Origin of the sequence: Chryseobacterium defluvii, assembly GCF_003634775.1 — a bacterium.
GTDB lineage: Bacteria > Bacteroidota > Bacteroidia > Flavobacteriales > Weeksellaceae > Chryseobacterium > Chryseobacterium defluvii.
Genome location: NZ_RBXB01000003.1, coordinates 638,054 through 651,690, shown reverse-complemented (window position 1 = coordinate 651,690; position 13,637 = coordinate 638,054). Strand labels below are relative to the sequence as shown.

The 13,637-nt window shown below is 35.7% G+C and carries 15 protein-coding genes; 3 read left to right on the top strand and 12 right to left on the bottom strand.

Going from position 1 to position 13,637, the window contains the following annotated elements:
* Window positions 1–83 precede the first annotated feature (83 nt).
* From BCF58_RS14900 to BCF58_RS14860, 8 genes are all read right to left on the bottom strand, one after another.
* The gene (locus tag BCF58_RS14900) at window positions 84–818 is read right to left on the bottom strand and encodes a metallophosphoesterase (RefSeq protein ID WP_121462915.1); all 735 of its coding nucleotides are present in this window, start codon (window positions 816–818) and stop codon (window positions 84–86) included.
* A complete protein-coding gene (locus BCF58_RS14895; RefSeq protein WP_121462599.1) occupies window positions 818–1,360 on the bottom strand; it encodes an RNA 2'-phosphotransferase in 543 nt (180 codons plus the stop codon). Before BCF58_RS14895 ends, BCF58_RS14900 begins: the two co-directional genes overlap by 1 nt.
* A 29-nt stretch (window positions 1,361–1,389) precedes the next feature.
* On the bottom strand, window positions 1,390–2,073 hold the full coding sequence (locus BCF58_RS14890) for an SIR2 family NAD-dependent protein deacylase (RefSeq protein WP_121462598.1): 684 nt from the start codon (window positions 2,071–2,073) through the stop codon (window positions 1,390–1,392).
* Entirely contained in the window at window positions 2,070–3,104 is a 1,035-nt protein-coding gene (locus tag BCF58_RS14885) for a DUF2971 domain-containing protein (protein ID WP_121462597.1), read from the bottom strand. Before BCF58_RS14885 ends, BCF58_RS14890 begins: the two co-directional genes overlap by 4 nt.
* Window positions 3,105–3,274: 170 nt before the next feature.
* On the bottom strand, window positions 3,275–3,697 hold the full coding sequence (locus BCF58_RS14875) for an ADP-ribosylation/crystallin J1 (protein WP_228434815.1): 423 nt from the start codon (window positions 3,695–3,697) through the stop codon (window positions 3,275–3,277).
* Between the two features lie 3 nt (window positions 3,698–3,700).
* Complete coding sequence (locus BCF58_RS14870; RefSeq protein ID WP_121462595.1) at window positions 3,701–4,609, bottom strand: NAD(+)/NADH kinase; 909 nt, start codon at window positions 4,607–4,609, stop codon at window positions 3,701–3,703.
* Between the two features lie 15 nt (window positions 4,610–4,624).
* Entirely contained in the window at window positions 4,625–5,599 is a 975-nt protein-coding gene (locus BCF58_RS14865) for an SPFH domain-containing protein (RefSeq protein WP_228434814.1), read from the bottom strand.
* Window positions 5,600–5,840: 241 nt separating this feature from the next.
* On the bottom strand, window positions 5,841–6,518 hold the full coding sequence (locus BCF58_RS14860) for an NUDIX hydrolase (RefSeq protein WP_121462593.1): 678 nt from the start codon (window positions 6,516–6,518) through the stop codon (window positions 5,841–5,843).
* Window positions 6,519–6,640: 122 nt separating this feature from the next.
* On the opposite strand from BCF58_RS14860, the gene BCF58_RS14855 reads away from it, so the two are divergent.
* The 3 genes from BCF58_RS14855 to BCF58_RS14845 all read left to right on the top strand — a co-directional run bounded on the left by BCF58_RS14855 (window position 6,641) and on the right by BCF58_RS14845 (window position 9,548).
* Window positions 6,641–7,285, top strand: coding sequence for a DUF1579 domain-containing protein (locus BCF58_RS14855; RefSeq protein ID WP_121462592.1), 645 nt, complete (start codon window positions 6,641–6,643; stop codon window positions 7,283–7,285).
* A gap of 167 nt (window positions 7,286–7,452) precedes the next feature.
* Complete coding sequence (locus tag BCF58_RS14850; protein WP_147462068.1) at window positions 7,453–9,312, top strand: transthyretin-like family protein; 1,860 nt, start codon at window positions 7,453–7,455, stop codon at window positions 9,310–9,312.
* A gap of 26 nt (window positions 9,313–9,338) precedes the next feature.
* Window positions 9,339–9,548 (top strand): hypothetical protein, encoded by a 210-nt coding sequence (locus BCF58_RS14845; protein ID WP_121462590.1) that lies wholly within the window; start codon window positions 9,339–9,341, stop codon window positions 9,546–9,548.
* Window positions 9,549–9,587: 39 nt separating this feature from the next.
* On the opposite strand, the gene lepA is transcribed toward BCF58_RS14845, so the two are convergent.
* The 4 genes from lepA to BCF58_RS14825 all read right to left on the bottom strand — a co-directional run bounded on the left by lepA (window position 9,588) and on the right by BCF58_RS14825 (window position 13,630).
* Window positions 9,588–11,384 (bottom strand): translation elongation factor 4, encoded by a 1,797-nt coding sequence (gene lepA, locus BCF58_RS14840; RefSeq protein WP_121462589.1) that lies wholly within the window; start codon window positions 11,382–11,384, stop codon window positions 9,588–9,590.
* A 70-nt stretch (window positions 11,385–11,454) separates the two neighbouring features.
* Entirely contained in the window at window positions 11,455–12,486 is a 1,032-nt protein-coding gene (locus BCF58_RS14835; protein WP_121462588.1) for a hypothetical protein, read from the bottom strand.
* Window positions 12,487–12,589: 103 nt separating this feature from the next.
* The gene (locus BCF58_RS14830) at window positions 12,590–13,093 is read right to left on the bottom strand and encodes a hypothetical protein (RefSeq protein ID WP_121462587.1); all 504 of its coding nucleotides are present in this window, start codon (window positions 13,091–13,093) and stop codon (window positions 12,590–12,592) included.
* A gap of 6 nt (window positions 13,094–13,099) precedes the next feature.
* Window positions 13,100–13,630 carry a hypothetical protein gene (locus tag BCF58_RS14825; RefSeq protein ID WP_121462586.1) on the bottom strand — a complete coding sequence of 177 codons (531 nt, stop codon included), beginning with the start codon at window positions 13,628–13,630 and terminating at the stop codon, window positions 13,100–13,102.
* Window positions 13,631–13,637 lie beyond the last annotated feature (7 nt).

The following is a 13,637-nucleotide window of genomic DNA, read 5'->3' as shown; positions in this document are numbered from 1 at the left end:
GAAAATATTTTTCTCTCGCAGATTGAGCTGATTTTGCAGATGATTGTGGATAGCTTTTGTGTATGGAGCTATTTTTATCGTTTTTAATATTGATTTCTTCCTCTTTCATCGGGATATAAGGTTGGAAGCGGATCGCTTTGCCAGAATTCTTTAGTATCAACATCCATAATGGATAAAGATCCGGTAAAAGCAGCTCCGGTATCCATATTCCAGATATTGGCTTTATTTAGCGGATACTTTATGCCTAAATGCAGCGTAGGAGTGTGTCCAATGTAAATTTCATTGTACAGCAATAATCTTTTGGGATATAATTCTGAGTTTTTGGCCAACTTTTTATCCATGGCAACAGCTGTCTCCCAAAGAGTCCTGTCCCAACGGTAATTACTGGAATATACTTCTTTTTCAGGCCCGTGCATAGAAGAATATCCTGCATGAATGAAAAGGCGGTTTTCTTCGTCTACATGATAGTTTTTCATTCTTTGGAAGAATTCCAAATGAAGCTCCAATCCCTCCAAAGGATAATCTTTATAACTTTCAACAGTGCTCTTTCCACCATTGAAAAGCCATACATCCTCACCTTTTCCAACCGCAAGCCAATCTTCACACCATGCATCATGGTTTCCTTTGATGAAAATGCATTCCTGATTTTCTGAAAGCTTCATTAGAAACTGAATGACAATTGATGATTCGCTCCAACCGTCCACATAATCTCCAAGAAAGATCAGTTGATCATATTGCGTAACTTTTGCACGATCAAAAACCTGTTCAAGCGCTTTAAATCCTCCATGAATATCTCCTACTACTAAAGTTCTTTTCATCATTTTGAAATATATTTTGCATCTATAAAATCTGTCAGCCAAACACCATTGTCAGAAAAATAGAATTCGATCCCATCTTTAAACATCGCTCCCGTTCTGATCGTTAAAATGACTGGTTTTCCATGACGCATTCCCACATTGGTTGCGGTTTCTTTATCTCCGCTCAGGTGAACATGGCGCCTGCTTCTTTTTTCAATTCCGTTTTCTAAAATGGAAGGGATATTGATTTCCGCGGTTCCATGGTAAAGAAACTCTGGGGGCTGTTGAGGCTTTAAGGCCAAATCAACATCTATAGAATGTCCCTGATTGGCTCTGATTTTGGTTTTATCTTCATTAAATGCAAACCTTTTTTTATTATTAGTTTCAACTACCTCATCCAATTCTTCGGAGGTAAAATATATTTTGTTTTTTGCAGATTTCTTCATCAGGTCATTGACATTCGCCCAACCATTTTCATCCAATTCCAAATTAATGGTTTCCGGCTGATGCCGGAGAATAAGACTTAGAAACTTGCTTATTTTTTTCTTTTCTATTTCGTTCATGATTTAATTATTTCATCAGACATTTCTTCTTATGCCATGTTTACCAATTTATCAAACAACAGCTTCATTCCCTTCGTTGCGGTTTCCTTAATCACTACCGCTCGTTTTCCGTAGCTCATGCTGTCATCGGGATTTATGACAATCAATAGGCAATCGTCTTTGATATCCTGCAATAATCCTGCAGCCGGATATACCTGTAATGAAGTTCCTATTACCAGGAAAATATCTGCTTCTTTGGTTATTTTCATGGCTTCCGTCATCATCGGAACATCTTCTCCAAACCATACGATGAATGGTCTGAGCTGAGCTCCATCTTCGGCTTTATCTCCAATTTTTATATCTCCTTTTTGTTCGTAGATCAGCCTTTTGTTGTTACAGGAACAGGATTTAAATAATTCTCCGTGCAAATGCAAAACGTTGGAAGAGCCTGCTCTTTCGTGAAGGTCGTCAATATTCTGGGTAATGATCTGTACTTCGAAATACTTTTCCAATTCTGCCAGTAATTTATGGGCATCATTGGGCTGTACTTCATGGAGTTGTCGACGTCTTTGGTTGTAAAATTCCAAAACGAGTTCTCTGTTTCTTCTCCATCCTTCCGGACTTGCTACTTCTGTCACATCATGATTCTCCCAGAGACCATCGCTGTCTCTAAAGGTTTTTATTCCGCTTTCGGCGCTTATTCCGGCACCGCTTAATATGACTACTTTTCTCACCTTTTATTTAATATTTCATTATACTTTAGATCTTTAAAAGGATTAGTAATTACTACTTCATCGCCATAAATGGCAGTTATAATAGAATCTGCATATCTAACATATTCTTCATCCGTTAAAGAGTTTGATTCTATTAAATCCATAACTCTTTTATTATTAAATAGAATTAGTGTACTAGTCTTTATACAATATTTCTCTCTAAAAGCTAAAATAAATTCTTTTAATTCTATTATGTCTTCATAATTTCCTTTATAAAAAATCTCATAAACATGTTCCCATTGATTTGTTCTTGATCTAAGTATTTCAAAATCGAACTTGCTAATATCATACTTAAGTTTTCTTTTTGTCTCATATATAAGCTTATAATCCAATTTAAAATTAGACGGAAATATTTCATAAAATTTCACATCTTCATTTTCAAAAAGATTGTAAAAAGACTCTTTTACAATTTTATCAGTTTTATATCCGAAGTATATCCCTGTAATTGCTGATGGATGAAATTTTTTAAATCCGTAGTTATTAAATATTAACCTTATTTCATCTTCATGTTTCCAATTCGCTTTTTTTATCGCATACATTTTCCTGATTAGACTTTCTGGATTTTTTATATCATTAATATCTATAGTCGGAATGATATCATTATAATCAATTTCCAACATATATTCAAAGTCTGAGTTTTGGCTTTTATCTACTAAGATTTCTAAATCATACTCAATACAATAGCCTGAATAAGCACTTGCATAATAAGCCCAAAGTTGTTCATTTAGAAAGTTTTTGCTCAAGCAATAGATACCCGTTTTTTCTTTAGATCCCAAAACAAGTTTAAGTTGTTTTTCAAAATTTGATGAATCATTATTCGGGAATAATATGTTCAAAAACTTTATCAATGGTGATATTTGTTCACTAAAATAAATATCAAAAGGATCATTGAGAGTGCTATAATTTGAAGAATAAAAAAATTTATCAGAAATAGTATCAAAATCTCTTTTAAAAATCTTTTCTTCTACCGATCTATATTTATAAACCTTCATGATAATTTGTTTAATATTTATGATGAAATAATTTCTTCAAAAGGCATTATTCCCTCTTCTTTTTTTACAAGTTTCTATTTCCTTCTGTAAATCGACCTTTTCATTATTCTTATTTATATAATATTTTCTGGCTAAGATTTCTAATGTATCTTTTGCCATACCTTTATTTGTCATTTTTTAATTTTTAAGTTCAACATTAAACTTTCAACTTCATCACTTCCGGGTCTTTTAAAGTTTTCACCTATAAAAACTTTTGTAACTATAATATTTCCTACAATAGCCCGATTAAAAGCCTCTAATTCTTCTGAAGGCGCCCACAATTCATTATGATTTCTTGCTCCTACATTCTGGGAAGGGTATTTATTAATGATCTCTTCCAATACTTCAAACTGCGTTACAAAGCCAAGATAATTTCCAAATTCATCTCTTGTATTCCACTTTTCAGCAATTTCAGAAGCATAATATTCATCCAGCACAGGATAAAAAATAGGTTGCCATTCTAATCGTGGTGGAAATTTTTTATAATTACTTTCAATAATTAAAATCATTTCCTTTTCTCCCACAGGTCTGTAAAGTGTTTTTGTTTTCATCATTTTTTAATTCATTACCAAAACCGCTTCCTCATCAGAAAGCCTTATTTCTGCCGTTGCTCCACTGTTGAATTGCAGAAAATCCTGCTCAATTCCATCACTAAATATAAACCCATTATTCGGCATCAACGATTCTATGATCAGCTCATTCCCTTTTTTCAACCTCCCGCCACAGATTCCGGTTTGTGTTCTGATACTTTTAAAGGGTTCTCTTACTGCAAAATACAAATCTTCTTCATTCATTGTTGGATATTTGAGATTTTTGGAACCTAAAATTCCAAAAGCCATATTAAAAATGGAGCTTAGCCAGCCCGTACTTCCTGTTTTTGTTGAAACAATGATCCCACTGGAAGAATGAGTTTCTTCTTTTCCGTTCAGCATAATTTTATATCTCGCAGAGCTATGGGAAGAGATTCCGATAAACAGATCGTTGACTGCCAATAATTTTTGCCCGTCATTCAGCACTGCTTCTGCAAACCTCATCTTTTTTACTTTAAAATTTCCGTTGATTACTGCATGTACTCCATGTAAAAAATTTTGTGTAGTAAATGGAAGCAATATGCCATCATATCTTTCTTCATCCGGATTGATCGCTATGACGGGAATGTTTTTAGAATATTTGGCAACATTGGCTACCAGTCCGTCCTGCCCGATCACGATAATCAGATTTTTTTCAGAGAAAATATAGGATGATACAAATTCCTTTTCCACCACTTTATTTTTAATCACCTTGGAAAGTTTGGTCTGAACTTCCATGAAAGACTGATAAAATTTTTCATGTTCATCCATATATTCCCGGAAATTTCCTCCTGAACTTTCAATATAAAACTGAGCCTGGGCTTTGGTATTGAATCTTTCGACCAAAGACTCAAGCCTTGTTTTATTTTTGATGATGATGGCATATTCTACTTTCATGGGTTTGTCTTTCTGTTATTTTTCAGTGAGCAAAGTTCCCAATAGGTCCGGACTGATATTGAGTGTACCTATTTTACCTGCATTTTCCGCCAGTTCTCTAAAAGCTAAAGCAATACTTGATTTTGCATCCTGATTACTGTTTAAAGCAGTTAAAACCCTCCAATCCAATTCTTTATACGGCTTCAATGCAGCTTCAAGAGCGTACCCTTTTGTTTCTGCTTCTTTTCTGTCGTTTTCCGTTTTCTGGTCAATCAATTCTTTTCTTTGGTTTTCAACAGCAATATCTGCGGAAATCTTCATTTCTCTAAGGATTCTGTTATTTTCCTCTTTCTGAACTTCTGATTCCATTCTTTTTTCATCAATCTGTTTTTGCTTTTCTTCTACTGCAATTTCGGTATTGAGCTCAGATTCTTTGATTTTTCTTTCCTGTTCTACAGCAAAATTCCTTCTTTCATATACTGCTTCATCTGCCTGCTGCTGTAATTTTTCCCTTGTTTCTGTTTCTAATGCTCTTGCCATTTCAGGAGTCGTTTGCACCGCCAGGATATTCACTCCTAAAATTTCTATTCCCATCGTCTGAATTGCTTCGGAAACCATTAATCCTTTCAGAATATTTTCTTCAATGTTCTTTGCAGAACGGATGGCTTCTTTCAAATTCTGGTCATGAATAAATGATGATGTGGAAGTCTGAGCGAGATTGATGATTCTCTGATTGAGTTTTTCAATATCGTTTTTCTTGTAAACACCTTCTTCGTTCACCGTAAAGTCCAGTGTATTAGACAGAGCTTTCGGGTCTGTAATTTTATAGCTTATCTGCCCCTGAATTTTTACCGTCTGATAATCGAACGTATTTTCATTGAAAATAAACGGCAGATCATTACTTCCCATCGGAATGGCAATAATGGAGCTGTTTGGAGCAAAATAAAAGAATGATAAACCTCTTCCTTCTCTTACGATTTCTCCATTTTTAAAATGAAGAACGTAGGTCATTGAATCAAATTTGATGTGTCTGAAACCAAACATAGCTTTACGTTTTTAAATTATTATTTGTGTTATTTTAACGCTAATTGAAAATTGTACGAAAATTTTATTCAAAATCTATTCACAAACTAAATTGCGTTATTTTTACACAAATTTAAATGAATAGTATTCTACTCTCCAAATTAATTTGCGTTTATTTAACACTAATTAATTTAAACAATTGATTTTCAGCAGTATTTTTTTTAAAAGATTATTTTATCTCAAAATAAAATCCCTGCTCTTCAAGCTCTTTATATTTTTCCTGATTGAAAGTAAAAAGTTTTCCCGGCCTTCCGCTTCCTTCTTTTTTTAGATTATTGGTTTCATTAAGAAGTCCGTAACTCATGATCTTTTTGCGGAAATTTCTGCGGTCAATTTCTTGTCCGACAATCGTTTTATAAAGGTTTTCAAGGTCTGAAAAAGGGAATTCCTCATTAAGGAGATTAAAGCCTATCGGCTGATATTGAATTTTTGTACGCAATCTTTTTAATGCGGTATCTATAATGCTTTTGTGGTCGAATGCTAATTTTGGTAATTTATTCACACTAAACCATTGAGCTTCCTCGGCATCGGAATCTGCAAGCAATTCATGATAAGACGGGTTGACAAGCCCTAAATAAGCTACAGAAACCACTCTGTTTCTTGGATCCCTTCCTACATTCCCGAAAGTGTACAGCTGTTCCAGAAAATCCGGTCTTATTCCCGCTTCCTCATACAATTCTCTTTTTACCGCATCATCTACATTCTCATCATCCATTACCAAACCTCCGGGAAGAGCCCATCCTCCTTTAAAAGGATCTATCTTCCTTTTGATTAAAAGAATCTGTAGGTCTTTTTTATAAAAGTACCCGAAAATAACAGCGTCTACCGCAACTTTTATATTTTGCATAATTAATTTGCGTTATGAATACACAAAATTACGGTTTCCAATTCAATTGAAACCCATTTGAAAGGAATTTTCAATTAAAATAAAAATCATTATATTTATAAACAACTTAAAACTAAACGATTATGAAAAATTTACTATTGGCTTTCGGTACCGTTTTTTTACTGATTGCCTGTGAAAAAGGAAAAACCGATACCACAAAAACTACTGACCAAACTGATTCTGCGACTGCCAATTCAGATTGGAAACCTGTAGATTCGGCCACAGCCACCAAAGCGTGGATGGATTTTGCCACTCCCGGAGATATGCACAAAATGTTAGCAAAATCCGATGGTAGTTGGACCGGTGAAAATACCATGTGGATGGAAGAAGGCGGGCAGCCGATGAAAAGTACTTCTCAAGCCACCAACAAAATGATTTACGGTGGTCGCTACCAAATGAGTGAGCATAAAGGAGATTTTATGGGAATGCCTTTTGAAGGAATGAGCATTACCGGCTATGATAATGCCAAGAAAAAATTCGTAAGCACCTGGATCGACAATATGGGAACAGGCATTATGGATATGGAAGGAGAATGGAATGCCGCCAACAAATCCATAGAATTTAAGGGAACAATGTCAGATCCTGCCCGACCAGGAAAAAATTGTGACATCAGGGAAATCTATACATTCGTTGATGACAATACGCAAAAACTGGAAATGTTCGGACCGGGTTCCAAAACGGGGAAAGAGATGAAAACGATGGAGATCGTATTTACCCGCAAAAAATAACAAAAGCCGCTTCGCCCGAAGCGGTTTTTTATTGAACAGGGTGAAATCACTGAAAAGAAATCGGGATTTTACTTACTGATTCCTTGATCGTTATATTCAACTTTGGGATAGATAAAAGGATGAAGCCGAAAACCTTAAAGAGTAGGCAACAATCTAAAACCAAAACCATGAATTATATTATCAAAGGAAATCTTGCTGCCTTTCTGTGCAGAGAGTGTTCAGAATACCTGAGCCAGGTAAGAGTGCGTATTTACCTTCCTACATCTGATATCAATATTGCAGCCGTTTCAGCGGCTGAAATTAAAGATACATTCAGAGAAGTTTCGGAAGAAGAGATCAAAGCCAAACAGGACAGACTGATTGCAGAAGCAGAAACGGATATCAACGGAAATTTTTCTATAGAAATTGATGAAAAATATTCCCGTTCAGCATTGGAATTCGATTTTTACTGCGGAACTGTACCCCGCCCTCCATTCCCTCCAAAAAAAGGAAAAGCAAGACAGTTTCACATCACCACCTTTGTTCCTCAATGGAAAATAATCAAGGAACAGGTGTATATGGCTAATTTCTCTTACATCATTCCCGAAAAATGGTGGTGCCTGATCAAAGGAAGATATTTTGATGTATGGACTATCTGCGGAAGATTAACAGATTGCAAAACAGGAAAACCTCTTTCCGGAGTTACTGTAATCGCCATGGATGCAGATTTCATTACAGATGATGAACTGGGAACTGATGTTACCGACAGTAATGGTCATTTTAAAATCTATTATTCTTCTGCCGATTTCAAAAAGACCTTCCTCTCTCCTATCATTAATATTGAGACAGATGTCCTTCCTCCGTTTGCTAGTGGACCTGATGTCTATTTTCATTTAGAATATGGTGGACAACGTTTTGCCCTGGAAACAAAAGCAGACCGCCGTAATAATGTAGGATATTGTTTGTGTGTGAAACTTTGTTCTAAGGAACTTATTCCCGTAGATCCTTCAATACCTCCTTCTTTTACCCATTTTGGACTTACACAGCATATTCCGATTCAGGCGGGAATTAATCTGGCAACAGGAAAAACACTGGGTGGATATGCATTTTTCTCATCTGTCAACCTGGTAGGAACAATAAGCAAAAAGATCAATGCGCAACCCATGGAATATCTTTTCGAATATCAGGAGGTCGAAAACCCGTCAGATGCTTTAAATCCTGCCGGATGGAGCCCTGTAGTCCCCAACATGATAGATAAGACCGTTATCGGGTATTTATGGACGTTTACGGGAGATCCTTCAAACCCTATTGCCTATGAACCGTATCATATCAATGGAACAGGAACTGAAAAAACGGTTACCTTCAATGGAAACTGGATTCAGGTGCCGCAGGATTCTAATTTTGCGCCACATGTAGATGCTGAAATATTAAAACTTAATACGGAAAAGCTTACCGGAGTTACTTCCATTGATATGAGCATGCCTACCTCCGGTATAGGAAATTCAACAGTTTCCGGTACAAGACCACATACCTCAAACAGATATTTTGCAGTACGCATGAGACAAAGAGAAGCAGGAAATGCTGCAACAGAAGTGGTGGCCGGAACTTCTAAGCCTATCGCCATTTTCAATGTTTTATATCACAATGTCAACAAATATGGAAGCTGGGCTCACACTACCGTCAATGATCAGAGAATTGCATTGTCTGTAGATCTCCAGGAAATTATCTCAGGAAGCAGCGGATGCAGCAAAATAACCACTGATCTGCATGTAAAATATGGGGCAAGAAATGAAAATCTTGGCAGTGTAAGTTTATCAATTGTAGGACCACACAAACCTGGACAAAGCTTCGGATTTGATCCCATTGTACTTATGCCTGCTCCTGAAACATTTGGCTCTACGCAATTGGTATTTACACCTCCTACGGATACTGTCGCAGATTTATTACCCTGTGCCTATACCGTTTCTATTTCTGCAACTGCATTATTGACGACTGGGGATGGAAATTTAAGTTCGTACCATGACTTTGTATCTTTCTGTAAGGTATAAGGGTTAAAATAATAAAAACTAACATTATGAAAGCATTATTGAGAGCCTTTATAGTAGTCATTATTATCATTGGCGGTGTGATCATTATTATCGCAGGGAAGCCCCCGTTTCCTGAGCCGGAATGCATTGTATGCGGACCCAACCTTGTAACAATTCTGGGTATCGCTGAAATAGTCCTCGGATTGGGAGCTCTCGTTATTCAGGGAAATCTGACTGAAAAAGAGAGAACATTTTGAAAACAAAAAGACCGATGAAATTCATCGGTCTTTTTTATATTAATCGTTTAGTTTTAACACTGCCATAAATGCGGATTGCGGAACTTCCACCCTACCAATTTGCTTCATCTTCTTCTTACCTTCTTTCTGTTTTTCCAATAGTTTACGTTTTCTGGAAATATCCCCTCCGTAACATTTTGCAGTAACGTCTTTTCTTAATGCTTTAATGGTTTCCCTTGCAATGACCTTCGTTCCTAAAGCTGCCTGAACCGCAATATCAAACTGTTGTCTTGGAATCAGCTCACGAAGCTTTTCACACATTTTCTTACCAATGTGATATGCATTACTGTCGTGAATTAATGAAGAAAGTGCATCTACCATATCTCCATTGATCAAAATATCCATTTTCACAAGCTTAGAAGCTCTGAAACCGATCGGGTGATAATCAAAAGAAGCATATCCTTTGGAAATTGATTTTAACCTGTCATAAAAGTCGAAAACAACTTCAGCTAACGGCATATTGAAAATCAGCTCTACTCTTTCTGAAGTTAAATAACTCTGGTTAACAATTTCACCTCTTTTTTCGATACAAAGTGTCATTACAGACCCAACAAAATCAGATTTTGTGATGATAGAAGCTTTGATGAAAGGTTCTTCTACTCTGTCCATTATTGACGGATCCATCATTTCAGACGGGTTGTTGATGAGGATTGGAACTTCCGGTTCCTTTTTAGAATACCCGAAATAAGATACGTTCGGTACGGTTGTGATAACGTTCATATTGAACTCCCTATCCAAACGTTCCTGAACAATTTCCATGTGAAGCATTCCCAGGAATCCGCAACGGAAACCGAAACCAAGAGCGGCAGAACTTTCAGGTTCGAAAACCAAAGAAGCATCATTCAATCTTAATTTTTCAAGCGAGAATCTTAATTCTTCAAAATCCTCAGAGTCAATTGGATAAATACCTGCGAAAACCATTGGCTTTACCTCTTCAAATCCTTCAATTGGTCCGGAAGCAGGATTTTCAAAAGAAGTGATGGTATCTCCTACTTTTACTTCTCTTGCATCTTTAATTCCTGAAATCAAATATCCTACATCTCCACACTGAATGGTTTTCTTGGGAACCTGCTTTAACTTCAAAGTACCCACCTCATCTGCACCATATTCTTTTCCGGTTGCAAAGAATTTAACTTTTTCATTTTTACTGATGCTTCCGTTTACCACTTTGAAATAAGCTTCAATTCCTCTGAAAGGATTATACACGGAATCGAAAATCAATGCCTGAAGTGGTGCATCAGGATCTCCAACCGGTGCAGGGATTCTTTCAACAATTTGCTCTAACAAATGGTGAACACCTTCCCCTGTTTTTCCGGAAACTCTTAATACATCGTCATATTCGCAACCGATCAGATTCATGATCTCATCCGTTACTTCCTCCGGATTGGCAGAAGGCAAGTCAATTTTATTCAAAATCGGAATGATTGTCAAATCATTTTCCAATGCTAAGTAAAGATTACTAATTGTTTGTGCCTGAATACTTTGAGCGGCATCTACAATAAGAAGTGCACCTTCACAAGCCGCAATGGAACGGGAAACTTCGTAAGAAAAATCTACGTGTCCCGGTGTATCAATAAGGTTTAAGATATATTTCTCTCCTTTATATTCATAATCCATCTGGATTGCATGAGACTTAATCGTAATCCCGCGTTCCTTCTCCAAATCCATATCATCGAGCGTCTGAGATTGTAACTCTCTCTGAGTCACCGTATTGGTATACTCCAAAAGACGATCCGCCAAAGTACTTTTACCGTGGTCGATATGGGCGATTATGCAAAAATTTCGTATGTTTTTCATTTAAGAACCTTGTAATTTGCAAAGATAAAAAAAAGGAGGGACAATATCGTCTCTCCTGATTGTATTCGTATTATTTAATTTTATACTCTTCTTCAGGGAAAATATAATTTCCGGTAAAAGGATTTAAATACACCTTGGGTAAATCCGGGTTATTTGCTTTTCTGTTCTTTTTAATACTTGCATCTATAACAGCTCCCACTAATCCTCCCACTAATCCTCCTGCCATTGATCCTATCATCGCACCACTTCCCATATATTCAGGAAATAATTCTGCCCGTGAAGCAAAAATAAAATACCCTTCTTCATCCTTTTCAATTTTTATAGGTCCAACTGGAGTTATCTTATATGCTTCCCCATTGAATATATAGGCATACATTTGTCTCAATGGAATTTTTTCCTCTCCTTTAACGGCTTTGGTAACATACCCTTTCTCATTGGTAATAAGGTTATATCCTGATTCCGGAGACTGAGTAAAAAATCTGTAGAAATTTTTATAAGCACCTTCTTTCAATCCACTCCCTTTATATAATTCCAGATTATTTTTAATCAGAGAGGCGTAATTGGTAAGTTCATTTTCCGGAATAGCATAACTCCATGAATCTGACTTATAGGAGCTTTTTAATAAATCCATTAATCCAATCGTTATTTTTTTAGCTAAACTTTGTGCGAGATATGGGGTCGTTCTTGATGAAACTGTAGCAACAGTATCCATTCTGTATAAAAAATGATATCCGTCTTCTTTTTTAATGAATGTGCTTGCTTTAAAAGCAAGTTTGCCTATTGAATATTTTTCTTTTTTATCTTCCGAGATTTCTATATTTTCCAATAATAAAACTAGATCTTCTTTTCCTCTTACTTTATTATCTTCATAAAACCACTCTTTTATATCTGTAGCTGCATCATTTTCGAAAGCAATATTTACCTGGTTTTTATGATACATTACATTTCCAATTTCTTTATTTGGCCTTTGATCAATCACTGTAAAAGTTCTGATGGATTTTTTACTGTCTTTAATCGATTTGGATAAGTTAATCGTCTCCGTTTCTATTTTCTGGGCATATAATGAAACCGAAAATAGGAAGAACAATATAATTTTTCTCATAATTTATTTTTGCACAAAAATAGAAAACTTATGATGAACCCTAAAATTAAACGACTCCCGCAATAGAATTGCGAGAGTCGTCCAACATTAAAAAAATAAACTATTATGGGTTTTGTCTGTTTTTTGAAGTTTTCCCATGAGGTTTTCTTTCATTCATTTTATCTCTCATCATTCCTTCAGACTGGAAAAGCTTCAAAACTTTTTGGCAGGGAATCACCTGCTGCATTTTGTCGGCATATTTTTTCCTGTTATCCAGTAATTTTTGTCCAACTTCAAAGCTCTGCTGCAATTTTAGTTTAGCCTCTTCATCGGATAATGTTTCCGGGTTGAAGTTGGGATCAAACTGGCTTTTGATCTGTTTCTGGCTTTCCAGATATTCGTTATAAACAGCTGTAAATTCAGCCTTATCTCCCGGATCAATATTCAGATTATCCATCACCATATTATTTCTGAACTTCGTTAAAAGTTCTTTTCTTTCTTCCGGAGAAAGATTATTTATTACTTCTTTTCTTTGTTTTGGATCCATTTTTTTCCAGTCATAATCCGTTCTTTGAGCATTTAAGCCAAAACCATAGATTATAAAAAGCGTAAATAATATCTTTTTCATCTTTCTTTAATTATATAAATCCAAATAAACATCCTGTGTTGAATTGCTTGCCAATTCTGAAATTTCAGAATTGGTGAATGAATCCAAATACTCGTTCATTTGAGTTTCTTCTTGTTTTGAAGCAGGCTTTACTGTTGTCCCTACTTTTTCATTTTTATTGACCTGTGGGGAAGCAGTATTTTTATGATCCTGATTTTCAATTGTTTGATTATTATTTTCAACAGAAGTTAAATCAGCTTTTAATGTCTCATAGGCCAGTTCACTTTCTGTTTTGTTTGTCTTATCATTGGATGCATAAGCATTGGCAGCATTAGCAACATTTTGCATTGAATCATTGCCAGAATTTAAAACAAAAGTAATTCCAAAAATCAAAGCTACGGCTGCGGCAACAGCATAAGCCCAATTGATTTTAATAATTGGTGCTTTTTTCTCAGCTTTTACCTCGCTCATTACTTTTTCCTGAATATTCTCAAATAAATTATCAGGCACTTTGTAAATATTCTTTCGTTCTAATTTCTCTATATCGAACTCTTTCATCTCTTTG

Bases quoted from the DNA above. Each gene is read 5' to 3' on its own strand.
- BCF58_RS14900 (WP_121462915.1), bottom strand. From the start codon at position 818: ATGAAAAGAACTTTAGTAGTAGGAGATATTCATGGAGGATTTAAAGCG.
- BCF58_RS14895 (WP_121462599.1), bottom strand. From the start codon at position 1,360: ATGAACGAAATAGAAAAGAAAAAAATAAGCAAGTTTCTAAGTCTTATT.
- BCF58_RS14885 (WP_121462597.1), bottom strand. From the start codon at position 3,104: ATGAAGGTTTATAAATATAGATCGGTAGAAGAAAAGATTTTTAAAAGA.
- BCF58_RS14875 (WP_228434815.1), bottom strand. From the start codon at position 3,697: ATGATGAAAACAAAAACACTTTACAGACCTGTGGGAGAAAAGGAAATG.
- BCF58_RS14870 (WP_121462595.1), bottom strand. From the start codon at position 4,609: ATGAAAGTAGAATATGCCATCATCATCAAAAATAAAACAAGGCTTGAG.
- BCF58_RS14865 (WP_228434814.1), bottom strand. From the start codon at position 5,599: ATGACCTACGTTCTTCATTTTAAAAATGGAGAAATCGTAAGAGAAGGA.
- BCF58_RS14860 (WP_121462593.1), bottom strand. From the start codon at position 6,518: ATGCAAAATATAAAAGTTGCGGTAGACGCTGTTATTTTCGGGTACTTT.
- BCF58_RS14855 (WP_121462592.1), top strand. From the start codon at position 6,641: ATGAAAAATTTACTATTGGCTTTCGGTACCGTTTTTTTACTGATTGCC.
- BCF58_RS14850 (WP_147462068.1), top strand. From the start codon at position 7,453: ATGAATTATATTATCAAAGGAAATCTTGCTGCCTTTCTGTGCAGAGAG.
- BCF58_RS14845 (WP_121462590.1), top strand. From the start codon at position 9,339: ATGAAAGCATTATTGAGAGCCTTTATAGTAGTCATTATTATCATTGGC.
- lepA (WP_121462589.1), bottom strand. From the start codon at position 11,384: ATGAAAAACATACGAAATTTTTGCATAATCGCCCATATCGACCACGGT.
- BCF58_RS14835 (WP_121462588.1), bottom strand. From the start codon at position 12,486: ATGAGAAAAATTATATTGTTCTTCCTATTTTCGGTTTCATTATATGCC.
- BCF58_RS14830 (WP_121462587.1), bottom strand. From the start codon at position 13,093: ATGAAAAAGATATTATTTACGCTTTTTATAATCTATGGTTTTGGCTTA.
- BCF58_RS14825 (WP_121462586.1), bottom strand. From the start codon at position 13,630: ATGAAAGAGTTCGATATAGAGAAATTAGAACGAAAGAATATTTACAAA.